We start from the raw sequence: 26,409 nt of genomic DNA on the forward strand, positions 1-26,409 counted from the left end.
ACGAACTTTGCCGATCCCGGGCATGCGGTGAGGCCGGCGATGGCGCGGAGGAGGGCGCGGCGGGATCCGGATGCGAATCGATGCCAGATTGCTGCAACCAAGAATCAGCTGGAAGCGCTGTGCGCGCGGATCGAACACGGTGAATCATCCGATCGCTTGCTGGCGGGGCAGCAATCACGTGCCGTTACGCACGTTCATCGTGAGCGGCCGAATCTTGCGGCGCGCGGCGAGTTCGATCAATCGTACTCGACCCGGGATGCGAAGGCCGGATACTGCCGCGCCATGTCCTGCAGGCAGTCGCGCATCAGCCTCGCGTCGCGGGGAAAGCGGCGTTCGAATTCCGACCAGCCTTTCAGCCGAAGAACGAGCGGCATATCGACCAGCGCGGTAATGGCGTCCCGGAACGCATCCCAGTTTCTTCCATACCAATCCGGGAAACTCAACTGCTTCATCAGCCGCACGTGCAACTGTTCGGTCGATTCGATATCGTCGAGTTCGATTTCCACCCGCGTGTCGCGTGCCATCATGTTCTCCGACGGACAGTCGCGAAACATTCAATTCATTTCGCGCTCCGTACCGAGCATCATAGCGCGCGCTTCCGGCGGCCGTGCAATCCGCTCCCGAACCGCCGGCGCCGCCAGGCACGTGGCGACGGCCTCATATCCCGGCGCACCGGGGTAAGGCGCCACGCGCGCAGGCGGGCTGTGGTTGGCCGGGCATAACAGGATGGTTTCGTCGGGGCCGACCGCAGCGAGATCGAGGATCGCCGACGAGCGCGTCAGCAGGAACAGCGGACGCATGCCGGCGGCCGCGCATGTGCGCAGATGCGCAATCAGCGCCCGTTGCGTGGCCTGATCGAGGCCCTGCTCGATCATGTCGACGATCCGCACGCGCGGGCCTTCCGCTTCGAGGCTGACGAGCAGAGCGGTCAGCGCCGCCGCCGACGTCGCGCCGTCGCCGGCGAGTAACGCCGCGGTGCGGTCGACGCGGGACTTCAGTTCCGGATCGGCGCGCAATGCATCGAATGCCGCGGCACAGTCGTCGTCCAGCCGATCGAGGCCGACGAACACGGCGCCGGGCAACGCATCGGCCAGCCGAAGCGCGAGCCGCGTCTTGCCGCTTCCCAGCGAACCGATGATGTAGTTCAACGGCCGGATATCGCGACACTCGAACCGTTCGCCACCCCAGGGCCACGGCAGGTCGAACGCAACACCCGCGCTGCCAGGGTCGACCAGCCGCGTCAGTTCGCCGTCTGTCGGCATCCGCCCCCGTGCCAGGCCGGCACGCATCGCGCGCACGCTGTCGAGCTTGCCAACGAGATCCCGAATCCCGCGATCGAGCGCCGTTTCGTGAGCCGCCAGCGCGGCATCGAGACGGCGCGCGTCGCCGTCGAGCACGTTCGCCACCTGCGCGAGACCGAGGCCGAGCTTGCGCAGCGCCGCGATGTCGGCGGCGCGGGCAAGATCGTCCGGACCGTACGCGCGGTATCCGGCCGGCGTGCGTTCGGGCATGACGAGGCCGTGCCGCTCGTACAGCCGCAGCGCCTTGATCGAGATGCCGAGTCGGGCGGCGGCGGCCGATGCGTTCAAGCGGAGTGTGTCCGTACCCATCCGTCACCTCTTTGCTGTCGATTCGTTGCGGTCAGCATAAAGGCGATCCCAAGGGCCGGGTCAAGCGCGATCGCGCTAACGCTCAATCGGCGGCCGCGAATTCGTCGCGCAGCGCGCGATACAACCGTCGATAGCGCGCGAGCCGCCCCGCGAGCAGATCGATCGACGCGGAATCGGGCGCGACCGTTTCCGTGACGGGCGGCGCGACACAGACTTCCTCCAGGCTGTCGTTCGTCGCAGCCAGCCGTGCGAGCCGCGCGGCGCCGAGTGCCGCGCCGACCGCGCCGTCCGCATGGCGCTGCATCGCGAGCCCGGTCGCGTTCGCGCACAACCGCGCCCAGAACGCGCTCTTCGAGCCGCCGCCGATGAACGACACCGCGTCGAGCGTCGTGCCGGCCGCGCGCAGCGCGTCGTAGCCGTCGGCCATCGCGAACGCGACGCCTTCCATCACCGCATACGCGAGGTCGTCCGCATCGTGTTCGTTCGACAGCCCGAAGAACACGCCGCGCGCATGCGCATCGTTGTGCGGCGTGCGCTCGCCGCCGAGATACGGCAGGAACAGCGGCGCGCGGGCCGGATCGGCGTGTTCGGCGCGCGCGGCCAGCGCGCCGGGCGTCTCGCCGTGCGCACGCGCGAGCCAGTCGAGGCTCGCGGCTGCCGACAGGATCACGCTCATCTGGTGCCAGCGCCCTTCCACGCAGTGGCAGAACGCGTGCACGGCGGCGTCCGGGTTCGGCGCGAAGCGGTCGTTGCCGGCGAACAGCACGCCCGACGTGCCGAGCGACAGGAAGCCGCTGCCGGCGCCCGTGACGCCCATGCCGATCGCGGACGCCGCATTGTCGCCAGCGCCGCCGGCGATCGTTACGGGCCCGGCGATCCCCCATTCGCGCCGCAGCGCGTCGCGCAACTGCGCGGCGGCCGCGTTGCCTTCGACGAGGCGCGGCATCTGCGCGCGCGACAGCTCGGTCGCGGCGAGCATCCGGTCGGACCAGTCGCGGCGCGCGCAGTCGAGCCACAGCGTGCCCGACGCGTCGGACATATCGGACACGAACTCGCCGGACAGGCGCCAGATCAGATAGTCCTTCGGCAGCAGCACCTTGTGCACCGCACGAAACACGGCCGGCTCGTATTTCGCGAGCCACAGCAGCTTCGGCGCGGTGAAGCCGGGCATCGCCATGTTGCCGGTGATCGCGCGCGATTCCGGCACCAGCGCCTCGAGCTCGACGCATTCGGTGCCGGCGCGCGTGTCGTTCCACAGGATCGCGGGGCGCAGCACCTGGTCCGCGCGGTCGATCAGCGTCGCGCCGTGCATCTGCCCGGACAGCGCGATGCCGCGCAGCGCGGCGAAGCCGGCCGGATGCGCGGCGCGTACCGACGCGATCGCGTCGAGCATCGCGTGCCACCATGCCTGCGGGCTTTGTTCGGACCAGTGCGGATGCGGCCGGCTGATCGACAGCGTGGCCGCGCCGGTCGCGAGGGGGACCGATCGGGAATCGGTGAGCAGAACCTTGACCTCGGACGTGCCGAGATCGATGCCGAGATATGTCACGTATGAAGCGTCCTGTCTGGGGCGCGCGGCGGCGCGCGTCGCGGGGGCGGCGCGTCGTCGCGGCCGTGCGGTTCGTTGAGCCGGTGCAGCGCGCGGAACTTCGACGGCGGCACCTGCTTCATCGCGAGAAACTGACGGTTGAAGTTCGACAGGTTGTTGAAGCCAACCCGGTAGCAGATGTCGGTCACCGTCAGGTCGGAAAACATCAGCAGCTCGCACGCCTCGTTGATGCGCAGGCGGTTCAGGTAGCGCACGAACGACGAGCCGGTGTGGCGCCGGAAAAACCGCGTGAAGGTGCTGACGCTCATGCCGGCGAACGCGGCGACGTCGGTTTCGCGCAGCATGCCGGGCAGGTTCTGCTGCAGGTACGACAGCACCTGGTTGATGGTCGACGACATGTAGTGCTGCGCGTCGCTGCGATAGCCGGGCCCCGCGAGCACGCGCCGCTCGCGGCACGACGACAGCCGGTCGAACAGCGACATCAGGATCTCGACGCGCCGGCAGCCGTGCGCGCTGGCGAGCTCGAGCATCAGCGGCGCGACCTCGAGGCCGATGCGGTCGGGAAACTGCACGCCGCGCGCCGCGTCGTCGATCAGCTCGATCACCGGCTGCAGCTCGCTGAATGCGTCGACCATCTTCTCGATCGCATCGCGCGAGAACTGCAGCACGACGTCGCGCGACGGCACGCGTTCGCCGTCGGCGAGCTCGCTGACCCAGTTGTGCGGCAGGTTCGGCCCGGTGACGATCAGGTTGCCGGGCCCGAAATCGCCGATATGGTCGCCGACGAACACCTTGCCGCGCGACGCCTGGATCAGGTGAATCTCGTACTCGGGATGGAAGTGCCACTTCGCGACCGAATGCGGATAGTCGTGGACCCACGCGCGGAACGATTCGTCGCGGTGGGTGGGAACGATCTCGAGATCCGGGTTCATCGTGTGCTCCGTCGGGGCGTGCCGGCGCGCTACGGACGGGACATCGACCAGCCCGTCGCGGCAGGCGGCGTGGCGCGCGTCGCGGCCGCCGGCGGCGACGCGTGCGCGATCGCGTTCGCGTCCGGCAGCGTGACGTTGCGCTCGGTGCCGGCGTCGAACAGATGCAAGGCTTCTTCGTCGAAGCGAAACGCTACCACGGCGCCCGGCGCCGGGGCCATCGGGGCCGGCACGAGGGCCGCGCACGGCTGGCCGCGCCAGTCCAGCGTGACGAGCGCCTCGGCGCCGAGCAGCTCGACGAGTTCGACCGTGCCGGTCAGCGTGAGCGTGCCCGGGGTCGGATCGCCTTCGGCGACGAGTTGCAGGTGGTTCGGGCGGATCGCGGCCTTGACCTGCTGGCCGTGCTGCAGCCGCGCGAAGCGTGCAGACGCCAGCGGCCAGCGCGCGCCGTTGCAGTCGAGCAGCACGTTCGTGCCGATGCGCTCGATCGTGCCGTCCGCGAAGTTCATTGCCGGCGTGCCGACGAACCCCGCCGCGAATACCGTGTGCGGCTGGCCGTACAGCTCGGCCGGCGTGCCGATCTGCTCGATGTGGCCGCCACGCATCAGCACGACGCGATCGGCGAGCGTCATCGCCTCGAGCTGATCGTGCGTGACGTACAGCGTGGTCGTCTTCAGTTGCCGATGCAGCCGCTTGATGTCGCCGCGCAACTGCGTGCGCAGCTTCGCGTCGAGGTTCGACAGCGGCTCGTCGAACAGGAACACGGCCGGCGTCTTGATCATCGCGCGCGCGATCGCCGCGCGCTGCTGCTGGCCGCCCGACATCGCGCGCGGACGGCGGTCGAGCAGCGCGTCGAGGCTCAGGATGCGCGCGACGTCGCGCACGCGGCGGTCGATCTCGTCGGTCGGCACCTTCAGCCGCCGCAGGCCGAACGCGATGTTGTCGTACACCGTCATGTGCGGGTACAGCGCGTAGTTCTGGAACACCATCGCGACATTGCGCTCGCGCGACGGCAGGTCGTTGACGACCGCGTCGCCGATCACGAGCTCGCCGCCGGTGATCGCCTCGAGGCCCGCGATCATCCGCAACATCGTCGACTTGCCGCAGCCGGACGGGCCGAGCAGCACGATGAATTCGCCGTCGGCGATCTCGAGGTCGAGCGGATGCAGCACGGCGGGGCCGCCGTCGTAGTGCTTCGACAAAGCGTGGCAGACGATTCGGGCCATGGCTCAATCCATTTCGATCTGAATCTTGACGTCGCTGGGTTGCCCGCTCGCCGCTTCCTCGAACGCGCGCACGCCTTCGGAAAACGGGAACGTGCGCGAGATGAACGGCTTCACGTCGATCGCGCCGGACGCGATTAGCGCGAGCGCGCGCGGAAAGATGTTCGCGTAGCGGAACACCGATTCGATGCGGCCTTCCTTCGCCTGCAGCGCGACCACGTCGAGCGGTACCGGTGCGACCGGCATCCCGATCAGCACCGCGCAGCCGCCCGGGCACATCAGGTCGACGAGGCCCGCATACGCGTTCGCGCTGCCGCTCGCCTCGAACACGACGTCCGCGCCCCAGCCGCCGGAGGCTTCGGCCACCGCGTCGGCCAGCGGCCGCGTACGCACGTCGACGGTCGTGACGGCCGGGTTGCCGGCGAACAGCGCGAGCTTGTCCGGCACGACGTCGGCGAGGATCACGCGCGCGGCGCCGCCGGCGAGCGCGGCGAGCGCCGTCATCGCGCCGATCGTGCCCGCGCCGATCACGACCGCGAGGTCGCCCGGCTTCATCGCCGCCTTCTTCGCGGCCTGCAGGCCGATCGACAGCGGCTCGACGATCGCGCCTTCGGCGAACGACACGTTGTCGGGCAGCCGGTACGTGAACGCGGCCGGATGCACGACGAACGGCGTCAGGCAGCCGTGGACGGGCGGCGTCGCCCAGAAGCGCACGTCGGGGTCGAGGTTGTAGAGCCCGCGCAGCGTCGCGGGCGAATCGAGGCGCGGCACGCCCGGCTCCATGCACACGCGATCGCCGACGCGCAGGTGCGTGACGCCGGCGCCGGTCTCGACGACGGTGCCGGACGCTTCGTGGCCGAGCACCATCGGCGCGTCGACGCGGAACGGGCCGATCCCGCCGTGCACGTAGTAATGCACGTCGCTGCCGCAGACGCCGACCGTATGAACCTTGATCCGGACGTCGCCGGGGCCGACCGCCTGCGGCAGGTCGATGTCGCGCAGCGCGAGTTCGCGCGTGCGTTCGAGGACGAGTGCTTTCAACGTGTTCTCCTTATTTTCCCTTGACGATCGAATTGAGCAGCCGGCTCAGCATGCCGACGAAGACGAGCGGCGGCAGCGCGAGCAGCACCGTCGACGCGTTGATCACGCCCCACGGCACTTCCTGGCCGAGCGACGTGAACGCGGACGCGACCACCGGCAGCGTCGCGCTGCGCGACGAAGTCAGCGCGAGCGCGATCATCAGCTCGTTCCACACCAGCACGAAGCTGAACACGATGCCGCCGAGCAGCGTGCTCGCGCACACCGGCAGCGCGATATGCCAGAACACCGCGTACGGGCCGTAGCCGTCGAGCGCGGCGGCTTCCTCGATCTCGCGCGGCAGCCGGCGGAACACGGGAATCGACAGCCACGTGATGGTCGACAGCGTGACGAGCAGGTACGTGACGATCATCGACAGCTTCGTGTCGTACAGCCCGAGATCGACCCAGATCGCGATCAGCGGCAGCGCGACCGCGACGGGCGGCAGGAAGCGCAGCGACAGCAGGAAGAACTGGATGTCGCGCTTGCCGCGCACCGGGTAGCGTGCGATCGCATACGCGGCCGGCACGCCGAGCACCGCGCCGATCAGCACGGCCGCGCCGACGATCGCGATGCTGTTGCCGAGCCCGATCAGGACCTCGGGGCTCGACAGCACCTGCTCGTAGTTCGCGAGCGTCGGCGTGAAGAAGAAGCGCGGCACGGGCGTGACGATGTCGAGCAGGTGCTTGAGTGAATTGAGCACGGCCCAGAACAGCGGGAACGCGGCGACGAGCAGGATCGCGCCGGCGATCGCGACGGTGGAAACGTTGGCGGCACCGCGCCGGGCCATCAGTCGTCCCATTTGTTGACCCTCTTCCAGATGAGCGTGAACACGAGCGTGGTCGCGACCATCATCAGCACGGCCATGCCCGACGCATACGACACCTTGCCGGCGAGGCCGATGCCCTGCTGGTACGCGTAGAGATCGAGCGTCTCGGTCGCGATGCCGGGGCCGCCCTTGGTCATCACGTAGATCAGGTCGAACGAGCGCAGCGACTCGACCATCTTGATGAATACGAGGCTCACGAGCGGCGCCTTCAGCATCGGCAGCGCGATGTACGCATGCACCTGCCACGTCGTCGCGTAGTCGAGCCGCGCGGCTTCGAGCGGCTCGGGCGGCAGCGTCTCCAGCAGCTTCAGGATCACGACCGCGAAGAACAGCCCCCACTGCCACACGTCGACGAGCGCGACCGCGTACAGCGCGAGATGCGGATCGGCGAGAAACGCGGTGTGCTCGACGCCGAGCGTGCCGAGCAGCCAGCTCAGGATGCCGGTGAGCGGCGCATACATGAACTTCCAGATGAACGCGGCCGACACGCGCGGCAGCAGCACCGGCATGATCAGCACCAGCGACGCGAGGCGGCGCCAGGGGCCGTGCACGCGCTCGAACAGGAACACCGCGAGCGCGATCCCGACGAGCACCGCGCCCGCGACCGTCACGACTTCCCACAGCACCGACACCTCGATCGCGTTCAGGAAGCGCCGGTCGGACGCGAGCCGCACGAAGTTGCGCAAGCCGACGTATTCGCTGTCCGGGTAGCGCAGCACGCGGTTGCGCAGCGCGAGGTTGATCGCGGCGATCGTCGGGACGAGGCTCAGGACCGCGAGCAGCGCGAGCGTCGGCGCGAGGAACACCCACGGCAGGCTCGTGCGGTCGCGGCGCGCGCGGCGGTGCGGCGCCGACGGTGTGGATGGGGCCGGGCGGACGCCGAGCGCGCGTCCGCCGGCGCCGTCATTTGCGAGCGCCATGTTCGAGCGCGTCCTTCGCGTACTGGTCCGCGTCGTCGAGCGTGCCGCGGATATCCGTCTGCGTGCCGGTGAATACCTGTTCGAGCGCGATGCCGAGGTTGTCGCCGATATCCGGCCACTGCGGCGTGCGCCAGATCGTCACCTGCGTGACGGGGTTGGTGTCGTTCAGCCCGGCCTGGATCTGCGGCGCGACGTGCTGCTTGAAGTACGGGCTGCCGATCGTACTCGAGCGGTTGTAGTCGCTGAACACGCCGTTGCGCAGCCGCGCCTGTTCCTGGTCCTTGCTGGTCGCCCATGCGATGAAGCGGCCGGCGGCCATCCGCGTGCAGTCGTCTTTCGCGCCGACCGCCGAGATCGCGAAGCCGTGCCCGTACGCGGCCGACGGCAGCGGTGCGGGGGGGCGTGTGTAGCCCACCTTGCCGGCCACGCTCGACTTGCTCGTATCCTCCATCCAGTCCGCGAACGGCGTCGATTCGATCATGAACGCGACCTTGCCCGAGCGGAACGCTTCGAGCGCGTTGCTCCAGTCGTAGGTCGCCGAGCCCGGCGGCGCGTACTTGAACAGGTCGCTGTAGAGCTGCGTGGCCTTCACCGCGCCCGGCGAATTGAACGCGGGCTGGCCACCCTTGTCGGTCCATGTGCCGCCCATGCCGAGCATGAACGGCGACCAGCGCCACACGTTCATCCCCGAGCCGCGCTGGCCGCGTGCGACCCAGCCGTACAGCTTCGGCGGTGCGTTGAGCTGCTTGATCGCGGCGACGAGCTGGTCGAGCGTCTTCGGCACCGGAATGTGCGCGGCGTCGAGCAGGTCGCGGCGGTAGAACAGGAAGTCGCCGCCGCCGATCAGCGGCGCGAAGTACGCGACGCCGTTGTAGCTCGCGACCGCGCGGCGGCCGGGCAGGAAGTCGTCGTAGTCGTATTCCTTCGGGTAGTACTTGAGGAGCGGCACGATCCAGTTGGCCGACGCGAATTCGGCGACGTTTGCCTCGTCGACGTAGTAGATCTGGTAGGAACCCGCGCCGGTCGACGCGTCGAGCCGCGATTTCGCGCGGCGGTCGTTCTCGCCGAAATAGTTGATCTCGACCTTCGTGCCGCTTTTCTTCTCGTAGTCGGCCAGCGATTTCTCCATCACCGACAGGCCGAGGCTCTTCTGCGCGAGCACGCGGAGGGTTGGTACCTTGCAGGTTTGCGCGGCCGCGACGCCCGGCAGACAGGCGCCGAGCAGCAGGCCGGCTGCGACGATTCGCATCTTGTTCACCCGTGTCTCCTTGATTCTGCTTGTTCGAATGCCGCCGATGACGGCAGGAACAATGGTGTGACGCGGGCGATGCGATCACCACATCAAAAGAGTTCGCGGACCGATACTTTTTGCTCAGGGTTCGTCGTGCGATGCACAAAATGTGGTGGTCGGGCGGCGGTGGGCTGTTTCTCACCGTGCCGTGTATCCGGGAGAGATGCCGGGGTTCAGCCCGCCGCTCGAACAGGTCGGGCGCGAACCGCGCGCGTGAGCGGCGAGGCCCGCGCGTTACGCCGGGAAGCGCTCTCCTTCGGGCGCCGGCGCGAGATCGTCGGGCCACCGCACCTCGAACCGCGTGCCGCCCGCGCCGGTCGGCACGCACAGCGCTTCGCCGCGATGCGCATGCGCGATCGCCGCGACGACGGCGAGGCCGAGGCCGGTGCCGCCAGGTTGCGATTCGTCGACGCGCCGGAACGCCTGGAATACGTGCGGCGCGAACTCGGCCGGGATGCCCGGGCCGTCGTCATCGACGCGCAGCCGGCACATGCCGTCTTCGATGCGCGTCTGGATCCGGATCGCGCCGGGCACCGCGTGGCGGCGTGCATTTTCCAGCAGCGCGAGCAGTGCCTGGCGGATGCGGACCGGGTCGCAGCGCATGCGCCGCGGGTCGAGATCGAGCACCGGATGCTGGCCGGCGGCCAGCAGCGCGTGCGCGAACACGTCGACCACCGCGCGCACGTCCGCGGCGAGATCGGTGTCGCGGATCTCGATGCTCAGGTGGCCGCTGTCGGCGAGGCTGACCACGCGCAGATCCTCGATCAGCCGCGTCAGCCCTTCGACCTGCGCGAGCAGGCTGCGGTACAGCGTGTCGCTCGGCGTGAACACGCCTTCGGCGAGCCCCTGCAACCGGCCGCGCAGCACGGTCACGGGCGTGCGCAGCTCGTGCGCGATCGCCGCGTTCCAGAAGGTTTGCTCGTCGGTCACGCGCTGCAGTTCGCTCGCGAGCGCGTTGAAGTTGTCGGCGAGCAGCGCCGCTTCCTTCAACGAACGGTCGCCGGCGACGGCGCGCGCGCCGAGATCGCCGCGAGCCACGCGGCGGATGCTGTCCGTCACCGAATTCAGCGGCACGAGGATGCGGCGCGACAGGTTGATCGCGACGACGACCGCGATCAAGAGGCCGACCAGCGTGGTCGAGATGATCCACACCCACTCCGGCCCGCTCGGGAGCCAGCTTTGCGGCTGGAACGACTCCGGCGAGTACTGGTACAGCAGGTAGTAGAACGCATAGGCCGTCACGACGATCAGCACCGTGATGCCGAACGCGATCGCGCCCATCGTCAGCGCGATCTGGCGGCTCAGGCCATCGAGTCTCACTCGCCGCTCCACAGTTTGTAGCCGACGCCGCGCACGCTGGCCGGCACGCCCGCGACGCCGAGATCGTCGAGTTTCTTGCGCAGCTTGCTGACGTGGCTGTCGACCGTGCGCTCCAGCGCGTCGCCTTCCGGCAGGCAGGTCGCCATCAGCTCGGCGCGGCTGAACACGCGGCGCGGTGCGCGCGCGAGCTGCGCGAGCAGCTTGAATTCGGTGAGCGTCAGCACGAGCGTGTGGCGCGCGCCGTCGACTTCGACCGTCGCTTCGTGATGCTCGAGATCGATCTCGAACGGCGCGGCGCGCAGCACGCGCTGCTCTTCCTGGCGCGAGCCTGCCATCGACCGGCGCAGCACCGCTTGCGCGCGCGCGACGACTTCGGCAGGGTTGAACGGCTTGACCACGTAGTCGTCGGCGCCGATGCGCAGCCCGGTCAGCTTGTCGATGTCCTGGTCGAGCGCGGTCAGCATGATGACGGGCGTGTCGCCGCGGTGGCGGACCTCGGCGAGCACCTTCCAGCCGTCGACGTGCGGCATCTGCACGTCGAGCAGCACGAGGTCGGGCTTCAGCGACAGGTGGAGTTCGAGCGCACGGCGGCCGTCGGCGGCGTGCACGGTGCGCAGGCCGCTGCGCGCGAAATAGGCGGTCAGGATCTCGGCGATCTCGGGTTCGTCCTCGGCGATGAGGACGAGCGCTTGCGCGCCTTGGCCGGCGCCGGGAGAAGAAGAAAATTCGGGCATGGCCACTCGTTCGGATTCAGCGGGGTTCCATCGAATCGCCATACTACCGTACGGTTCCGGCGGTCGAATGGAGACGGGCGGCCACGCCCAGGGCGGCGCAGCCCCTCAGTGCCCGACTTCCTTCAGCAGCGCGGCGGCCGCGAGCTTGCCGATGCCGTTCGACGCGAGCGGGCTGTCGCCCGTGATCAGTTTGCGGTCCTGATGGCAGCGGCCGGTCATGTCCTTGTTCAGCACGCGCGCGCCGAGCTTTTCGAGGCTCTGCGCGACGAGCCACGGCAGCGGGCCAGGCATGTAGCCGATGTCGAGGTTCGGCCCCGTATCGAGCGCATCCGGAAACACGCAGAGCTCGTAGTCCTTGAACGGATAGTCCTGCGGATCTTCGTCGACGGCGGCCGACAGCAGGCATGCGGGCCCGTGACACAGCGTGACGATGTGCCGGTCGTGGTCGAGCGCCCAGCGCAGCGTGCGCTTGACGTCCTTGCTGTACGGAATGCCGGCGAGCACGCCGTGGCCGCCGGGAATGAACACCGCGATATACGGCGAATCGCCGCCGGGATGCTGGTCGAGCACGTCGGACAGCTTGAGCGGCGCCTTCAGCTTCGGCAGGTACTTCCGGTAGGTGCTCTGCACGGCCTCGTCATCGCTCGGCATCGCCCAGAGTTCGAGCTTGGCCGGATTGCCCGACAGCGTCGCGATGTCGATCTCGAAGCCGGCCTTGTCCATGTGGTGCATCGGCAGCAGCATCTCGACCGGATGGTTGCCGGTCGAGAACATCTTGCCGTTCGTCATCAGGATGTAGCGCTCGTCGGTCGCGATCATCAGGACCTTCCACTTGCCGCCGGTGTACGGATTCGGGTAATCGGTGCCGTCGAAGTCGGTCTTCGACGACGTGTATTGCGACAACGAATACGGCGACGGGAAATACGCATTGTTCTCCGCCGGGTCGGGTGCGGGCGTGCGGTCCACCTGCGTCGTGTCGGAAGTCATGGCTGCTCCTTGCTCGGGGGAATGGGTTCGGGCGGGGCGGGCGTGGCCGGTGAGATGCAGGCGCGAGCCGGTGCGGGGATTCCGCAGCGGCGACGCGGCTTTCCGGTCATGTCCTGGCCGTGCGGACGGGTATCTCACAGGAGGGATACGCGCTGCGATGCATCCTACGACGGCGTGTCGCGGCGAGGGCCTCCCCGAACGGGTGGGTATCGCGCGCGAATCGCCGTGATACGTATCCGGGCGGCCCGCCGCCGGCGCCGACAAGCGGACCCGCTCCCCCCGGACAGGGGGGGCGCGAAAGCCGGCCGGCGCGGTATCGTGGCCGCACGCCCGACGACCCGACCGGTCGCCCATGGAGACAGTCATGAATTCGTCATACCCGTATCCGCAGGACGAATCGGCCGCGGCCGCCCACGCGTATCCGCTGCTGATCAAGCAGTTGCTTCATGCGCCGCTGGCGACGCGGCCCGAGCAGGAGATCGTGTACGGCGACCGGGTTCGGCACGATTACTGGACGTTCCGGCATCGCATCGGGCAACTCGCGAGCGGCCTGGCGTCGATCGGCGTCGGCGCGGGCGACGTCGTCGCCGTGCTCGACTGGGACAGCCATCGCTACCTGGAGTGCTATCACGCGATTCCGATGATGGGTGCGGTGCTGATGACGGCCAATGTCCGGCTGTCGACCGATCAGCTGCTGTACACGCTCAACCATTCGGGCGCACGCATCGTGCTGGTTCACCGCGATTTCCTGCCGTTGTGGGCGGGCATGCGCGACCGGCTCGACACCGTGCGGCACGTCGTGCTGATCGCCGACGGCGACGAAGCCGGTTTGCCGGATGGTTTCACCGACGAATACGAGGCGCTCGTCGCGGCCGGTTCGCCCGATTTTGTGTTCCTCGATTTCGACGAGCAGACCCGCGCGACGACGTTCTATACGACCGGCACCACCGGCCTGCCGAAGGCGGTGGCGTTCACCCATCGGCAGCTCGTGCTGCATACGCTCGCGGGCATGGCGGCGTTGTCGGGCGCGCGCGATCGCGGCCGCGTGCATCGTGACGACGTCTACATGCCGATCACGCCGATGTTTCATGTGCACGCATGGGGCATGCCGTACATCGCGACCGCGCTCGGGCTCAAGCAGGTCTATTCGGGCCGTTATTCGCCGGACGGATTGGTGGCGCTGATCGCGCGCGAAGCGGTGACGTTCTCGCATTGCGTGCCGACGCTGCTCGCGATGATGCTCGACAGCCCGGCGTCCGCGGCGGTCGACCTGTCGGCGTGGAAGGTGATCGTCGGTGGCTCGCCGCTGTCCGACGGGCTTGCTCGGGCGGCGCTCGCGCGCGGGATCGAGGTCTACACGGGGTACGGGATGTCGGAAACCTGCCCGCTGATGACGATCGCGCAGATCGATCCCCCGCGCGCGGCCGGCGGTGCGTCGGCCGACGACGACATCGCGCGCCGGACGAAGGCCGGGCTGCCGCTGCCGCTCGTCGACCTGCGCATCGTCGACGCGCAGTTTCGCGACGTGCCGCACGACGGCCGCTCGGCGGGCGAGGTCGTCGTGCGGATGCCGTGGGCGACGCAAGGCTATCTCGGCGATGCGCCGGCGTCGGCGGCGCTGTGGGCCGGCGGCTATCTGCATACGAACGACATCGGCGTGATCGATCCCGACGGCCGGCTGCAGATCACCGACCGGATCAAGGACGTGATCAAGACGGGCGGCGAATGGGTTTCGTCGCTCGAACTCGAGGACATCCTGTCGCGCCATCCGGCCGTGCGGGAGTCGGCCGTGATCGGCGTGAAGGATGCGCGCTGGGGCGAGCGTCCGCTCGCGCTGGTCGTGCTGGCCGAGGAGCACGTCGGCCGCGTCGAGCCGGAGGAATTGAAAGCGCATGTGAAGCAGGTCGCCGACCGCGGGCTGATCTCGCGCTATGCGGTGCCGGAACGGTTGGTGATCGTCGACGCGATCGAGAAGACCAGCGTCGGGAAGATCAACAAGCGCGCGTTGCGCGAGCGCTACCAGCCCGACTGAGCGGCGCTTCGACCGCCTGCGACGCCGGTCGGTCGGGATAAGACATCTTCTCCGCCAGACGTCACCCCCCGAATGGGGGGCTGAACATCGCGCGCCGGTTCGACAACAATGCGGGTCCTTTGTCGTCGACCGGTACGCGCGGCATGCGCCTCCGCCTCCGCCGGTACGGACATCACCTAGTTTTGAGGGCCGGCGCGGAATCGCTATGCTGTTTTCGACGCGCGGCGAGACCCGGCCGGCCCTCCGGTCGGGTCGCCGGCTTCGCCTGCCATGCCGGCGGACACGCAATCAGCGCGAGGAGAACAGGAACAGCATGGCGCCGACGGACAGCAGACAACCGGCCCGCGCGCCGGACACCGATGCGATCGAAGTGCTGGTGCGCACCAAGCTGGCGCCGGCGTCGACCCGCGGAATCGTGGCGCGCATCGCGCGGCTCGGCCGGCTCAGGCGCGGCCTCGACCGCCGGCTGACGCTCGTGTGCGCGCCGGCCGGATATGGCAAGACCACGCTGCTGGCGGAATGGCGCCATGCGCTGGTGGCGTCGGGCGTGAAAGTCGCGTGGGTGAGTCTCGATCAGGACGACGACAACCCGTCGATCTTCGCGTCCTACGTGGTCGCCGCGATCGTCGACGCCACCGGCGGAGTCGGCGCCCGCGCGCAGCAGTTGCTGCGCGATCGCGCGCTGATTCCGCTGAAGACCGTATTCGACGAACTGCTCAACGAACTGGACAGCGCGGGCGTCGACCTGTTCCTGATGCTCGACGACTTCGATCGCCTCGCGTCGCCGATCATTCACGACGCGATGTTCGACCTGCTGCGCTATGCGCCGTCGAACCTGCACGTCGTGCTGGCGTGCCGCTCGGTACCCGCGTTGCCGCTCAGCTATTTCGAATCGCGCGACGAACTCGTGCGGGTGGACGAGAACGACCTGCGCTTCGACGACGCGGAGACGCGCGCGTTCTTCGAGCGGGTGGCCGGCAAGCCGCTCAAAGCGGAAAACGTCGAGCGTCTGCGCGCGGCGACGGAAGGCTGGGTGTCGGGCCTGCAACTGGCGGCGCTGGCGCTGCACGACGACAGCGACGCGGTACGCGTCGCCGAACAGGTCAGCCACGCACGCGCCGGCATCGCCACCTACCTGAACGAGAACGTGATGACGCGGGTGCCGGACGCGATCCGCCACTTCCTGCTGCATACGGCCGTGCTCGACCGGATGACGCCGGCGCTGTGCGATGCGCTGACCGGCCGCGACGACGCGCTCGACTGCCTCGAATGGCTGGGCGCGCACAATCTGTTCATCCGGTCGATCGACGGCGACCGTCGGCGCTACCGCTATCACGCGCTGTTCCTGCAATACCTGCGTGAGGAGCTGGCGCTGCGCGAGCCCGGCGCGGTGGCCACGCTGCATCGCCGCGCGAGCGCCTGGTACGCGGCCGAGCGGCATTGGCCGGACGCCGTCAGGCACGCGCTCGCGGCGGGCGATTTCGATGCGGCGGCCGGCTGGGTCGAGGCATGCGCGATGAAGCTCATCGCGTCGAGCGACGTGCGTACCGTGCTCGACTGGGTGTCGCGCCTGCCCGCGCCGGCGCTGACGGGCCGCCTGCGGTTGAGGATCGCGCATACGTGGGCGCTCGCGCTGTCGATGCAGATGGTCGAGGCGCGCCGCGCGCTGGAAGCGCTGGAAGCCGACATCGAGGCCGGGCGGCTCGATACCGACGCCGTCACGGCGACCGAACTGCTGGCCGTGCGCTCGCTGATCGCCGGGCTGTCGGATCGCAGCATCGAATCGCTGCAGCTTGGCGAGCGCGTGCTCGCGGCCGCCCCGCCGGCCGGTTCGTGGGTCGAGCAGATCGGGCAGACGACGCTGATCTTCGGGCTCGGCTATGCGGGTCGCCTCGGCGACGTGCGGGATCTCGGCGCGCGCGCGGAACACGCGGCGTCGGGGCACGAGCCGCTTTACGCGAACGTGTACCGACGGAACATGTCGGGCCTGGCCGAGTTCGTCGCGGGGCGGCTGCACGACGCGTCGAAGACGTTCGAGACGGCGTTGCGTGCCGCGGAGCGATCGGCGGGGCGACTGTCGGCGGCGACGGCGCTGTCGGCCGGCTACCTGTCGGCGATCTACTACGAATGGAACGACTGGGCGAAGGTGCGCGACGCGCAGGCCGACCGTTTCGACATCGCGATGCAGGCCTGTTCGCTCGGGCCGCTGCTGAGGTTCATGCAGACCGCCGCACTGCTGCAATTCCAGTCGGGAAACGACGCGCGCGCGCACGACATGCTCGACGAAGCCGATCGCGTCGCGTGCAGCCGGCAATGGCTGCGGCTGCGCGTCGGGTGCATGGCGACCGGTATCCGGCTGCATCTCGCCGCCGGCAAGCCGACGCAGGCCCATCGCGTGGGGCGCGCGCTCGCGTCGCTGGTATCGCCCGTGCCGCCGGACGAAGCGTCGAGCCACGTCGAGACGTGGCAGATGGCGCAATCCGCGCAGGCAAGGCTGCTGCTCGCCGATGCGCGGGCGAACGAAGCCGCGCAGTGCATGGCGATCGTGCACGCGGTGCTGGCCGCGCGCGGGTTCGACTGGTTCGCGGCGCAGGCCGCCGTGTTGCATGCGATCGCGCTCGACCAGGCGGGCGACGACAGCGCGGCGCTCGCGGCGTTCGCGCGTGCGCTCGAATACGGCCAGGGCAACGGACTCGTCCGCACCTTCGTCGACGAAGGGGCCGCGGCCGAGCGCCTGCTGGCGCGCGTACAAAAGCGCGCCGACCGCTTTCCGGCAGTCGGCGCATGGTATCTGCGCGATCTGGCCCGTGCGTTCGACGCGCAGCGGGCATCGAACGCCACGCCGGCCACGCGGCAGGGTGGGCCGGGCAACCTCAGCGCGCGGGAAGTCGAGATCCTCGACTACGTCGCGCGTGGCCTGTCGAACAAGGAAATCGCCCGCGCGCTGCGTGTCGCGCCGGAGACGATCAAGTGGCACCTGAAGAACATCTTCGAGAAGCTCAACGTGACGTCGCGCATCCAGGCGGTGCGTAGCGGGCTGTCGCTCGATCCGTCGCGAGTGCGGCGCGACGACGAATGACCGGCTGGGACGGCGCCGACCCGCGTCAGTGGTGTGCGGCGAACGCGGCCACGATCTCGTCGATCGCCGCGCGGATGCGCGCGGTGTGGCGCAGGTCGCGGTGCGTGACGAGCCAGACCTCGTACGGCGACTGCCGCACGCGGTCCGGCCAGATGCGCGTGAGCCCGTCGCGCTCACCCATGTGAACGGGAATCTCGCCGACGCCGAGGCCCGCCCGCAGCGCCGCACGCATCATCAGGTTCGAGTTCGTGCGCGTGACGATGCGCCCGCCGTCGATCGGTTCGCCGGCGAGGGTCGGCTCGCGGCTGGCGTCGATGTACGGCTGGTAGACGACGAGGTCGTGGCCCGCGAACGCGCGGCCGCGCTCGGGCTCGCGGTGCCGATGCAGATAATCGGGCGACGCGAACAGGCCCATGTCCCAGCATGCCAGCCGGCGCGCGACCAGATCGGGGTTCTCGGGCCGCACGGTGCGGATCGCGATATCGGCTTCGCGTTTCGCGAGATTCAGGATGTGGGTCGACGTGTTCAGCGCGACGGAGACGTCGGGATGCTTCGCGTGCAGCCGCGCGATCGACGGCATCACGAACTCGATCGCGAGCGCGTCGGTCGTCGTGATCTTCACCTCGCCGGCGAGCCGCCGGTCGACGCCCTGCGTCAGTCGCACCAGCTCGTGCGCGTGCTGCTCCATCGCCTCGGCCGCGCGTAGCGCCAGTTCGCCGACCGGCGTGGGCAGATAGCCTTTCGACGAACGCAGGAACAGCGTCGCGCCGAGCATGTGCTCGAGCGTCGCGAGCCGCCGCCCGACCGTCGCCTGATCGACGCCGAGCGTCTGCGCCGCGCGGCGCAGCGTGCGCTCGCGATGGATCGCCAGAAAGACGCGCGCGTCGTCCCAGTTCATCGTGTGTCCCGACTGATGCATTTTTGCATTCCCCGACCGGTAATTCGCTGCGTGCCCGCACGCGGCATCGCCCATAGACTGGCTTCACATACATGGCGATGCCGCGATTCGGGGATGGCCCGCGAATCGGCCGCGCATCGACGAACGTTGAGGATCATATCGTGATGGATGACGCGAACCCCCTTCCCACCCACATGACCGCGATCGAAATCGTGCGGCCCGGCGGCCCCGACGTGCTCGTACCGGCGACGCGCGCCGTACCGGTGCCGGGCGCCGGCGACGTGCTGATCCGGATTCACGCGGCCGGCGTCAATGGACCGGACGTGTTCCAGCGCAAGGGGCTGTACGATCCGCCGCCCGGCGCGTCCGACATTCCCGGCCTCGAAATTGCCGGCGAAGTCGTCGCGGTGGGGCGCGACGTCACGCGGTTCGCCGTCGGCGATCGCGTCTGCGCGCTGATTCCCGGCGGCGGCTACGCGGAATACGCGGTCGCGAACGAGAGCAACACGCTCGCGATTCCCGATGGCCTCGGCATGGCCGAGGCGGCGGCGCTGCCGGAAACCTTCATGACCGTCTGGCTCAATCTGTTCCAGCGCGGCCGGTTTTCGGCCGGCGAAAGCGTGCTGATCCACGGCGGCGCGTCGGGGATCGGCACGACGGCGACGATGCTGGCGAAGGCGTTCGGCGCGTCGACGATCATCACGACCGTCGGGTCGGATGTGCAGCGCGACGCGAGCATGCGGCTCGGCGCGGATCTCGCGATCGACTATCGCAGCGAGGATTTCGTCGACGCGGTCGCGCGCTTCACGGGCGGCAAGGGCGTCGACGTGATCGTCGACATCATCGCGGGCGACTACGTCGCGCGCAATTTCGCGGCGGCCGCGATGAACGGCCGCATCGTGCAGATCGGCGTGATCAACGGGCCCGCGAAGGCGCTCGACCTGTTTCCGATGCTGACGAAGCGGCTCACGCACATCGGCTCGACGCTGCGCTCGCGCACTTACGCGGAAAAGGCGCAGATCATTCGCGAGCTCGAGGAGGCCGTGTGGCCGCTGATCCGGCAGGGCACGGTCAAGCCTCAGGTCTACCGGCTGTTCGATCTGCACGACGCGCGCGCGGCGCACGAGCTGATGGATTCGGGGCGACATATCGGCAAGATCGTGCTGGCGACGGCGGCCGCGGATGGAGCGATTCGGGCTGGCGTCGACGCAAACGCCAAGCATTCCACATGATCGGCCCACGCTTCAGCCCCCCGGTCGGGGGGCTGAAGCCGCGGCGCGGATGGCCCGACAATCGGTGACACCGAATGCGTCGCCGCGCCTGCCGGCGCGTCGCGTGGATGCAGCACCGGACTGGACGATGAGTCGAAATGGACATGCTCGAGAACATGCGGACGTTCGTGCGCGTCGTGCAGGCCGGCAGCTTCACCGCCGTCGCGAAGCAGACCGATGTGGCGACCGCACAGGTGTCGCGGGCCGTCGCGAGCCTGGAGGCGTATGCGCAGATTCGTCTGTTGAACCGGACCACACGGAAGATCGCGCTGACCGACAGCGGGCGCCGCTATTTCGAGCGCCTGCAATCGATCCTCGGCGATGTCGACCAGGCGAATGCCGAGGCGCGGAACGCGCGGGTCTGCCCGTACGGACGCCTGCGCGTGCATACGATGCCGGGGCTCGGACAGAGTCACGTGACCGCGTTGGCGGTCGCCTATCAGGCGCGCTTTCCCGAAGTCGCGATCGAGATGACCTACTCGCAGCGGATGCCCAATCTCGTCGAGGAGGGCTACGACGTATCGGTCGTCACGGCCGCGAGCTTGCCCGACTCCGCCTGCATCGCGCATCCGTGCGGCACGTCCTTCAGCGTGCTGGTCGCGTCGCCGGCATACCTCGCCCGCTACGGCGCGCCGTCCGGGCCCGCCGACCTGGCGCGCCATATCTGCCTGCGCCTCGATACGCCGGCGGAAGCGAACGACGAATGGCTGCTGCACGGCCCTGGCGGCCAGACTGCATCGCATGCGGTAACGGCCGCGCCGTTCCACGCGAATGCGCCCGAGGCGCTGTCGATCGCGCTGCGCGCGGGGCTGGGCATCGGCTCGCTCGCGATCTATTCGGCGATCGACGACCTGCGCAGCGGGCGGCTCGTGCGCGTGCTGCCGGACTACCGGTTGACGATGCTCGACGTGTACGCGATGTATGCATCGCGCCGCTTTCTGGACGCGAAGGTCCGCACCTTTGTCGATCATCTGCGCGCGGCGCTGTCGCCCGCGCTGAAAGCCGACGCGCGCGCGCTCGACGCGCTCGCGGCGCCGCACGGCCGCGAGCGTGCCCGCGCGGTGTCCGATGTCACGGCCTGACGGCCGGGCCCATCCGTCGTACCCATTCGTTCCTGTCGAGGAGAATCCGATGAAGTCCCGTTTTGCAATCGTCGTTGCAGGTTTCGTTGCGCTGGCGCCGTTGGCCGGTCACGCGCAGTCCGCCGCGTCCGCTGCGTCCGCCGAGCAGGCGCCGTCGGCCGCTGCGTCGCCGCGCGCGGCGAAGAAGGCCGAACGCGCGGCCGACCGCGCGTTCGCGAAGAAGGTTCGCCAGGCGGTCGTCAGGGCGCCCGGCGTGGGTAATGCGCAGATCACCGTGTTCGCGAAGGCGAAGACGGGCGATGTGACACTGGCCGGGCAGATCGCCGACGCGTCGCAGGATCGGGCCGCGGTGGACGCGGCTCGCCAGGTGCCGGGCGTGACATCGGTGAAGAGCAAGCTCCAGTTACGCCTGGAAGGCGGCCAGTAACGGGCAGGGTTGATGGCATCGGGTGCATGTCTTTGCGGGTCTCGTCGTGTAAAGAATCCACGTCGAAGGTCCGGGAAGGCGCGCACCCGTGTCGCCGGTGGCGCGGCGTCAGATGCGACCCAGCAGCACCAGTATCACGACAATGACGACGATCAGCCCGACGGTCCCCGATGGCCAGTAACCCCAGCTTCGGCTGTGCGGCCATGCAGGAAATGCTCCGATGAGCAGCAGAATCAGAACGATGATGAGGATCGTACCGAGCATCGCATCCCTCCAGAATTTATTCGACACGGTGTGCGCTGTCGCAATTCGCGTGCCGCGACGGCACGATGAAAACCGGCGCAAGCGCATCGTCTGGATCCGCATAATTCATGCGATGAATACTGATGGATTCAGAAAATAAATTTCAAAAATGTGCACGCGGTCGCTATGCTGGGCCTTCGGTTTTTCCTCGGGCGAGCGCAATGGCTGAACTCTTTCTGGTACGGCACGGGCAGGCGTCGTTCGGTACCGACGACTACGACCGGCTGTCCGGCGCCGGCGACCGGCAAGGCGTGTGGCTGGGCGAATACTTCGCACGGCAGGGCCTGACGTTCGACCGCGTGATCTGCGGCACGATGAACCGCCATGCGCAGACGGTCGCCGCGATCCTGCGCGGGATGGGCCGCGAAGGCGTCGCCGTCGATCGCCATCCGGGCCTGAACGAATACGATTTCCACGGATTGTTCGCGGCAGCCGCCAGCGACTACCCGGAGATCGCGCGCCTCGCGGCCGGGTCGATGAAGGATCATTTCCGCGCGCTCCGTCAGGTGCTGCAGCTGTGGGCCGAGGACAAGCTCGGCGATGCGGCCCCCGAAACCTGGGCCCATTTCCAGCAGCGCGTGGCCGACGCGCGCGCGGCGATCCGCGCAGGCGGCGGCCAGCGCGTACTCGCGGTGAGCTCCGGCGGCCCGATCGCGGTCACCGTGCAGCAGGTGCTCGCGGCGCCGCCGTCGAGCGCGATCGCGCTGAACCTGCAGATCCGCAACAGCAGTCTTTCGCAGTTTTTCTTCAACGCCGACGCGTTCCACCTCGCGTCGTTCAACGGCATCCCGCATCTGGAGGATCCCGAACGACACGCGCTGCGAACCTACGGCTGACCCACGAACGATCGCGACGATGACGAACCCTTCCCAGCAACTCGACGTAGCCCGCCTCACGCGCTATCTGGAAACGCACGTCCCGGGCTTCGAAGGCCCGGTCGACACGGAGAAGTTTGCCGGCGGCCAGTCGAATCCGACTTTCCTGCTGAATGCGAAGAGCGGCCGCTACGTGCTGCGCCGCCAGCCGCCGGGCGAGCTGCTGAAATCCGCGCACGCGGTCGACCGCGAATTCCGCGTGCTCGCCGCGCTGTCGGGCACCGCGGTGCCGGTCGCGCACCCGTATCACCTGTGCGAGGACCGCGACGTGATCGGCAGCCTGTTCTACGTGATGAGCTTCGAGGATGGCCGGATCTTCTGGGATCCCGCGCTGCCGGAACTGCCGAAGGCCGATCGCGCTGCTTGCTACGACGCGCTGCTGCAAACGATGGCCGCGCTGCACGATGTCGATGTCGACGCGGTGGGCCTCGCCGACTACGGCCGCCCGGGCAACTACTTCGAGCGGCAGATCGGCGTGTGGACGAAGCAGTATCGCGCGGCCGAAACCGGACGCCTCGACGCGATGGAGACGCTGATCGACTGGCTGCCGAAGGCGTGCCCCGAGGACACGGGCCGGCCCGCGCTGGTGCATGGCGATTTCCGGATCGACAACCTGATGTTCGCGCGCGACGGCTATCGCGTGCAGGCCGTGCTCGACTGGGAACTGTCGACGCTCGGCAACCCGCTCGCCGATCTCGCGTATTTCTGCATGTGCCTGCGGCTGCCGTCGGGCGGGCAGGTGCGCGGGCTCGCGGGCCAGGATCGTGCCGCACTCGGTATTCCGGACGAAGCGGCGATCGTCGCGCGCTACTGCGAATTGCGCGGGATCGCGCCGATCCGCGACTGGCACTTTTACCTCGCATTCAGTTTCTTCCGGCTCGCGGCGATCGCGCAGGGCGTGAAGGCGCGCGCGCTGCAGGGCAACGCATCGAGCGAGCAGGCGCTGCGCGTCGGCGAAATGGCCGGCCGGCTGGCCGAACTGGCCGTCGGCGTGATCGACGCGCATCGCTGACCTCGCCGCGAATTGCCACGAATCGCCACGGCCATCACGTGGCGGCACGACCACACAATCCATGGAGGAGCACAGCAACATGGCAACGAACCTGTTCGACCTGACGGGCAAGATCGCATTGGTGACGGGCGCGAGCCGCGGCATCGGCGAAGAGATCGCGAAACTGCTCGCCGAGCAGGGTGCGCACGTGATCGTGTCGAGCCGCAAGCTCGACGACTGCCAGGCGGTTGCGGACGCAATCGTCGCGGCGGGCGGCCGCGCCGAGGCGCTGGCGTGCCACGTCGGGCGGCTGGAGGACATCGCCGCGACGTTCGAGCACATCCGCGGCAAGCACGGCCGCCTCGACATCCTCGTGAACAACGCGGCCGCGAACCCGTATTTCGGGCACATCCTCGATACCGATCTCGCCGCGTACGACAAGACCGTCGACGTGAACATCCGCGGCTACTTCTTCATGTCGGTCGAGGCCGGCAAGCTGATGAAGACGCACGGCGGCGGCGCGATCGTCAACACGGCGTCGGTGAATGCGCTGCAACCGGGCGACCGGCAGGGCATCTATTCGATCACGAAGGCGGCCGTCGTCAACATGACGAAGGCGTTCGCGAAGGAATGCGGGCCGTTCGGCATCCGCGTGAACGCGCTGCTGCCGGGCCTCACGAAGACGAAGTTCGCAGGCGCGCTGTTCGCCGACAAGGACATCTACGAAGCGTGGATGACGAAGATCCCGCTGCGCCGTCACGCGGAGCCGCGCGAAATGGCCGGCACCGTGCTGTATCTCGTGTCGGACGCGGCGAGCTACACGAACGGCGAATGCATCGTCGTCGACGGCGGCCTGACGATCTGAGCGCGCGATGAAACTCGACAGCTACGCCGGCCAGGTCGTGATGATCACCGGCGCCGAGAGCGGCTTCGGCGCGCTGCTCGCGAGCGAGCTCGCCGCGATGGGCGCGCGGCTCGCGCTCGGCGACCTGAACGGCGACGCGCTCGAACGCGTGGCCGCGCCGCTGCGCGCGGCCGGCGCCGACGTCGTCGCGCAGCACTGCGACGTGCGCGTCGAAACGGACGTCGCCACGCTGGTGCAGGAAGCCGTCGCGCGCTTCGGGCGGCTCGACGTCGGCATCAACAACGCGGGCATCGCGCCGCCGATGAAGGCGCTGATCGACACCGACGAAGCCGATCTCGACCTGAGCTTCGCTGTGAATGCGAAGGGCGTGTTCTTCGGGATGAAGCACCAGATCCGCCAGATGCTCGCGCAGCGCGAAGGCGTGATCCTGAACGTCGCGTCGATGGCCGGGCTCGGCGGCGCGCCGAAGCTGGCCGCGTATGCGGCGTCGAAACATGCGGTGGTCGGGCTCACGAAGACGGCCGCGCTCGAATACGCGCGCCACGGCATCCGCGTGAATGCGGTGTGCCCGTTCTACAGCACGACGCCGATGGTCACCGACAGCGAGATCGGCGAGCGCCAGGATTTTCTGGCGCAGGGCTCGCCGATGAAGCGGCTCGGCCGCCCCGCCGAAATCGTCGCGACGATGCTGATGCTGTGCGCGAAGGACAACACTTATCTGACCGGGCAGGCCGTCGCCGTCGACGGCGGCGTCTCGGCCTTCTGAACCGAACGAACGGAAACACGAAAATCTCGAGGAGTCGATCATGGACTTTGGCTACACCCCGAAAGTGGAAGCACTGCGCGAACGCGTGAGCGCATTCATGGATGCGCTCATCGTGCCGCGCATCCGCCAGTGGAACGAAGAGGTGCACGCGGGCAAGTATCCGGTGTCGTTCATGGAGGAACTGAAGGAGCGCGCGAAAGCGGAGGGGCTGTGGAACCTGTTCCTGCCGCACCTGAAGGACGACGAGCCGGGCACGGGGCTGACGAACCTCGAATACGCGCCGCTCGCCGAAATCATGGGGCGCGTGAGCTGGGCGTCGGAAGTGTTCAACTGCAACGCGCCGGATACCGGCAACATGGAACTGCTGCACATGTTCGCGACGCCCGAGCAGCGCGAGCAGTGGCTGCTGCCGCTGCTGCGCGGCGAAATCCGCTCGGCGTTCGCGATGACGGAGCCCGACGTCGCGTCGTCGGATGCGACCAACATCACGACGCGCATCGAGCGCGCGGGCGACGAGTACGTGATCAACGGCCGCAAGTGGTTCATCACGAACGCCGCGCATCCGAACTGCAAGATCTTCATCGTGATGGGCAAGACCGATCCCGAGGCCGAATCGCACCAGCAGCAGAGCATGATCCTCGTGCCGCGCGACACACCGGGCGTGACGGTCGTGCGCAACATCACGGTGGTCAATCACTACGCGCCGGAAGGGCACTGCGAGATCACGTTCGACAACGTGCGCGTGCCGGCGCGCAACCTGCTCGGCGAGGAAGGCAGCGGCTTCGCGCTCGCGCAGGCGCGCCTCGGGCCGGGCCGCATCCACCACTGCATGCGGTCGATCGGCGCGGCCGAGCTGGCGCTGGAGCTGATGGTCGACCGCGCGCAGTCGCGCGTCGCGTTCGGCAAGCCGCTGAACCGGCACGGCACCGTCGGCGAATGGATCGCGCGCTCGCGCATCGAGATCGACCAGGCGCGCCTGCTGGTGCTGAAGGCCGCGTGGATGATCGACAAGGTCGGCGCGAAGGCCGCGCGCAAGGAGATCTCGATGATCAAGGCGCTCGTGCCGACCGTCTATACGGATGTGTGCGATCGCGCGATGCAGGTATTCGGCGCGGCCGGGCTGAGTCCCGATACGCCGCTGGCCGACCTGTGGACCTGGGGCCGCGCGCTGCGCTTCGCCGACGGCCCGGACGAGGTGCACCTGCAGGCGATCGCGCGGATGGAGATCAAGGACGGCGAACCCGGTTCGACCTCGCCGTACCTGACGCCGCCGCCGCGCGGCTGAGCGGGGCGCCGCGCGGGAGAGCGACGTGGGCGAACGGGAGGCGCACGCCGTATTAAGATGCCGGCA

Annotated in this window: 24 protein-coding genes; 10 read left to right on the forward strand and 14 right to left on the reverse strand. The window is 68.6% G+C overall.

The window, feature by feature from the left end; genetic code table 11:
- Positions 1-236: 236 nt before the first annotated feature.
- The 12 genes from CFB81_RS28875 to hchA form a co-directional block, all read right to left on the reverse strand.
- Positions 237-524: a barstar family protein gene (locus tag CFB81_RS28875; RefSeq protein ID WP_089437530.1), complete on the reverse strand. Its 288-nt coding sequence runs from the start codon at positions 522-524 to the stop codon at positions 237-239.
- A 30-nt stretch (positions 525-554) separates the two neighbouring features.
- Entirely contained in the window at positions 555-1,610 is a 1,056-nt protein-coding gene (locus CFB81_RS28880; protein ID WP_089437413.1) for a MerR family transcriptional regulator, read from the reverse strand.
- Between the two features lie 82 nt (positions 1,611-1,692).
- Positions 1,693-3,159, reverse strand: a complete 1,467-nt coding sequence (gene xylB, locus CFB81_RS28885; RefSeq protein ID WP_089437414.1) for a xylulokinase — start codon at positions 3,157-3,159, stop codon at positions 1,693-1,695.
- Positions 3,156-4,091 (reverse strand): AraC family transcriptional regulator, encoded by a 936-nt coding sequence (locus CFB81_RS28890; RefSeq protein ID WP_089437415.1) that lies wholly within the window; start codon positions 4,089-4,091, stop codon positions 3,156-3,158. The genes xylB and CFB81_RS28890 overlap by 4 nt, the downstream gene beginning before the upstream one ends.
- 29 nt (positions 4,092-4,120) lie before the next feature.
- The gene (locus tag CFB81_RS28895; RefSeq protein WP_089437416.1) at positions 4,121-5,314 is read right to left on the reverse strand and encodes an ABC transporter ATP-binding protein; all 1,194 of its coding nucleotides are present in this window, start codon (positions 5,312-5,314) and stop codon (positions 4,121-4,123) included.
- A gap of 3 nt (positions 5,315-5,317) precedes the next feature.
- Positions 5,318-6,352: an NAD(P)-dependent alcohol dehydrogenase gene (locus tag CFB81_RS28900; protein ID WP_089437417.1), complete on the reverse strand. Its 1,035-nt coding sequence runs from the start codon at positions 6,350-6,352 to the stop codon at positions 5,318-5,320.
- Positions 6,353-6,362: 10 nt separating this feature from the next.
- Positions 6,363-7,190, reverse strand: coding sequence for a carbohydrate ABC transporter permease (locus CFB81_RS28905; RefSeq protein ID WP_089437418.1), 828 nt, complete (start codon positions 7,188-7,190; stop codon positions 6,363-6,365).
- Positions 7,178-8,137, reverse strand: a complete 960-nt coding sequence (locus tag CFB81_RS28910; protein ID WP_249190361.1) for a carbohydrate ABC transporter permease — start codon at positions 8,135-8,137, stop codon at positions 7,178-7,180. The genes CFB81_RS28905 and CFB81_RS28910 overlap by 13 nt, the downstream gene beginning before the upstream one ends.
- Entirely contained in the window at positions 8,121-9,386 is a 1,266-nt protein-coding gene (locus tag CFB81_RS28915) for a sugar ABC transporter substrate-binding protein (protein WP_373452662.1), read from the reverse strand. Before CFB81_RS28915 ends, CFB81_RS28910 begins: the two co-directional genes overlap by 17 nt.
- A gap of 276 nt (positions 9,387-9,662) precedes the next feature.
- Entirely contained in the window at positions 9,663-10,748 is a 1,086-nt protein-coding gene (locus tag CFB81_RS28920) for an ATP-binding protein (protein ID WP_089437420.1), read from the reverse strand.
- Entirely contained in the window at positions 10,745-11,482 is a 738-nt protein-coding gene (locus CFB81_RS28925) for a response regulator (RefSeq protein WP_069617531.1), read from the reverse strand. Before CFB81_RS28925 ends, CFB81_RS28920 begins: the two co-directional genes overlap by 4 nt.
- A gap of 105 nt (positions 11,483-11,587) precedes the next feature.
- Positions 11,588-12,469, reverse strand: a complete 882-nt coding sequence (hchA, locus tag CFB81_RS28930) for a glyoxalase III HchA (protein ID WP_089437421.1) — start codon at positions 12,467-12,469, stop codon at positions 11,588-11,590.
- 364 nt (positions 12,470-12,833) lie between these two features.
- On the opposite strand from hchA, the gene CFB81_RS28935 reads away from it, so the two are divergent.
- Positions 12,834-14,501, forward strand: coding sequence for a fatty acid--CoA ligase (locus tag CFB81_RS28935; protein ID WP_179236091.1), 1,668 nt, complete (start codon positions 12,834-12,836; stop codon positions 14,499-14,501).
- Between the two features lie 313 nt (positions 14,502-14,814).
- Positions 14,815-17,580 carry a LuxR C-terminal-related transcriptional regulator gene (locus tag CFB81_RS28945; RefSeq protein WP_089437423.1) on the forward strand — a complete coding sequence of 922 codons (2,766 nt, stop codon included), beginning with the start codon at positions 14,815-14,817 and terminating at the stop codon, positions 17,578-17,580.
- A gap of 25 nt (positions 17,581-17,605) precedes the next feature.
- On the opposite strand, the gene CFB81_RS28950 is transcribed toward CFB81_RS28945, so the two are convergent.
- A complete protein-coding gene (locus CFB81_RS28950) occupies positions 17,606-18,478 on the reverse strand; it encodes a LysR family transcriptional regulator (RefSeq protein ID WP_089437532.1) in 873 nt (290 codons plus the stop codon).
- A 194-nt stretch (positions 18,479-18,672) separates the two neighbouring features.
- On the opposite strand from CFB81_RS28950, the gene CFB81_RS28955 reads away from it, so the two are divergent.
- From CFB81_RS28955 to CFB81_RS28965, 3 genes are all read left to right on the forward strand, one after another.
- Positions 18,673-19,710 (forward strand): NAD(P)H-quinone oxidoreductase, encoded by a 1,038-nt coding sequence (locus CFB81_RS28955; RefSeq protein WP_089437424.1) that lies wholly within the window; start codon positions 18,673-18,675, stop codon positions 19,708-19,710.
- Positions 19,711-19,847: 137 nt separating this feature from the next.
- Positions 19,848-20,831, forward strand: a complete 984-nt coding sequence (locus tag CFB81_RS28960) for a LysR family transcriptional regulator (RefSeq protein WP_089437425.1) — start codon at positions 19,848-19,850, stop codon at positions 20,829-20,831.
- A gap of 49 nt (positions 20,832-20,880) precedes the next feature.
- Entirely contained in the window at positions 20,881-21,258 is a 378-nt protein-coding gene (locus CFB81_RS28965; protein ID WP_089437426.1) for a BON domain-containing protein, read from the forward strand.
- 108 nt (positions 21,259-21,366) lie between these two features.
- On the opposite strand, the gene CFB81_RS28970 is transcribed toward CFB81_RS28965, so the two are convergent.
- Positions 21,367-21,522: a DUF3309 family protein gene (locus CFB81_RS28970; protein WP_006483086.1), complete on the reverse strand. Its 156-nt coding sequence runs from the start codon at positions 21,520-21,522 to the stop codon at positions 21,367-21,369.
- A gap of 200 nt (positions 21,523-21,722) precedes the next feature.
- Here CFB81_RS28970 and CFB81_RS28975 point away from each other — a divergent pair, with 200 nt between their 5' ends.
- The 5 genes from CFB81_RS28975 (at position 21,723) to CFB81_RS28995 (ending at position 26,343) form a co-directional block, all read left to right on the forward strand.
- Positions 21,723-22,397 carry a histidine phosphatase family protein gene (locus CFB81_RS28975; RefSeq protein WP_089437427.1) on the forward strand — a complete coding sequence of 225 codons (675 nt, stop codon included), beginning with the start codon at positions 21,723-21,725 and terminating at the stop codon, positions 22,395-22,397.
- Positions 22,398-22,416: 19 nt separating this feature from the next.
- Positions 22,417-23,448, forward strand: coding sequence for a phosphotransferase (locus CFB81_RS28980; RefSeq protein ID WP_089437428.1), 1,032 nt, complete (start codon positions 22,417-22,419; stop codon positions 23,446-23,448).
- Between the two features lie 79 nt (positions 23,449-23,527).
- Positions 23,528-24,292: an SDR family oxidoreductase gene (locus CFB81_RS28985; protein WP_089437533.1), complete on the forward strand. Its 765-nt coding sequence runs from the start codon at positions 23,528-23,530 to the stop codon at positions 24,290-24,292.
- Positions 24,293-24,299: 7 nt separating this feature from the next.
- Positions 24,300-25,058, forward strand: coding sequence for an SDR family NAD(P)-dependent oxidoreductase (locus CFB81_RS28990; RefSeq protein ID WP_089437429.1), 759 nt, complete (start codon positions 24,300-24,302; stop codon positions 25,056-25,058).
- Positions 25,059-25,098: 40 nt separating this feature from the next.
- Positions 25,099-26,343 (forward strand): acyl-CoA dehydrogenase family protein, encoded by a 1,245-nt coding sequence (locus CFB81_RS28995; protein WP_089437430.1) that lies wholly within the window; start codon positions 25,099-25,101, stop codon positions 26,341-26,343.
- The last annotated feature ends 66 nt before the right edge of the window (positions 26,344-26,409 follow it).

It is taken from the genome of Burkholderia sp. AU28863 (assembly GCF_002223195.1).
Classification (GTDB): domain Bacteria; phylum Pseudomonadota; class Gammaproteobacteria; order Burkholderiales; family Burkholderiaceae; genus Burkholderia; species Burkholderia sola.

What these genes read in the sequence shown, in the direction of transcription:
- CFB81_RS28875 (WP_089437530.1), bottom strand. Translation starts at nt 524, where the DNA reads ATGGCACGCGACACGCGGGTGGAAATCGAACTCGACGATATCGAATCG.
- CFB81_RS28880 (WP_089437413.1), bottom strand. Translation starts at nt 1,610, where the DNA reads ATGGGTACGGACACACTCCGCTTGAACGCATCGGCCGCCGCCGCCCGA.
- CFB81_RS28890 (WP_089437415.1), bottom strand. Translation starts at nt 4,091, where the DNA reads ATGAACCCGGATCTCGAGATCGTTCCCACCCACCGCGACGAATCGTTC.
- CFB81_RS28895 (WP_089437416.1), bottom strand. Translation starts at nt 5,314, where the DNA reads ATGGCCCGAATCGTCTGCCACGCTTTGTCGAAGCACTACGACGGCGGC.
- CFB81_RS28905 (WP_089437418.1), bottom strand. Translation starts at nt 7,190, where the DNA reads ATGGGACGACTGATGGCCCGGCGCGGTGCCGCCAACGTTTCCACCGTC.
- CFB81_RS28910 (WP_249190361.1), bottom strand. Translation starts at nt 8,137, where the DNA reads ATGGCGCTCGCAAATGACGGCGCCGGCGGACGCGCGCTCGGCGTCCGC.
- CFB81_RS28915 (WP_373452662.1), bottom strand. Translation starts at nt 9,386, where the DNA reads ATGCGAATCGTCGCAGCCGGCCTGCTGCTCGGCGCCTGTCTGCCGGGC.
- CFB81_RS28925 (WP_069617531.1), bottom strand. Translation starts at nt 11,482, where the DNA reads ATGCCCGAATTTTCTTCTTCTCCCGGCGCCGGCCAAGGCGCGCAAGCG.
- hchA (WP_089437421.1), bottom strand. Translation starts at nt 12,469, where the DNA reads ATGACTTCCGACACGACGCAGGTGGACCGCACGCCCGCACCCGACCCG.
- CFB81_RS28935 (WP_179236091.1), top strand. Translation starts at nt 12,834, where the DNA reads ATGAATTCGTCATACCCGTATCCGCAGGACGAATCGGCCGCGGCCGCC.
- CFB81_RS28945 (WP_089437423.1), top strand. Translation starts at nt 14,815, where the DNA reads ATGGCGCCGACGGACAGCAGACAACCGGCCCGCGCGCCGGACACCGAT.
- CFB81_RS28950 (WP_089437532.1), bottom strand. Translation starts at nt 18,478, where the DNA reads ATGAACTGGGACGACGCGCGCGTCTTTCTGGCGATCCATCGCGAGCGC.
- CFB81_RS28955 (WP_089437424.1), top strand. Translation starts at nt 18,673, where the DNA reads ATGACCGCGATCGAAATCGTGCGGCCCGGCGGCCCCGACGTGCTCGTA.
- CFB81_RS28960 (WP_089437425.1), top strand. Translation starts at nt 19,848, where the DNA reads ATGGACATGCTCGAGAACATGCGGACGTTCGTGCGCGTCGTGCAGGCC.
- CFB81_RS28965 (WP_089437426.1), top strand. Translation starts at nt 20,881, where the DNA reads ATGAAGTCCCGTTTTGCAATCGTCGTTGCAGGTTTCGTTGCGCTGGCG.
- CFB81_RS28970 (WP_006483086.1), bottom strand. Translation starts at nt 21,522, where the DNA reads ATGCTCGGTACGATCCTCATCATCGTTCTGATTCTGCTGCTCATCGGA.
- CFB81_RS28975 (WP_089437427.1), top strand. Translation starts at nt 21,723, where the DNA reads ATGGCTGAACTCTTTCTGGTACGGCACGGGCAGGCGTCGTTCGGTACC.
- CFB81_RS28980 (WP_089437428.1), top strand. Translation starts at nt 22,417, where the DNA reads ATGACGAACCCTTCCCAGCAACTCGACGTAGCCCGCCTCACGCGCTAT.
- CFB81_RS28985 (WP_089437533.1), top strand. Translation starts at nt 23,528, where the DNA reads ATGGCAACGAACCTGTTCGACCTGACGGGCAAGATCGCATTGGTGACG.
- CFB81_RS28990 (WP_089437429.1), top strand. Translation starts at nt 24,300, where the DNA reads ATGAAACTCGACAGCTACGCCGGCCAGGTCGTGATGATCACCGGCGCC.
- CFB81_RS28995 (WP_089437430.1), top strand. Translation starts at nt 25,099, where the DNA reads ATGGACTTTGGCTACACCCCGAAAGTGGAAGCACTGCGCGAACGCGTG.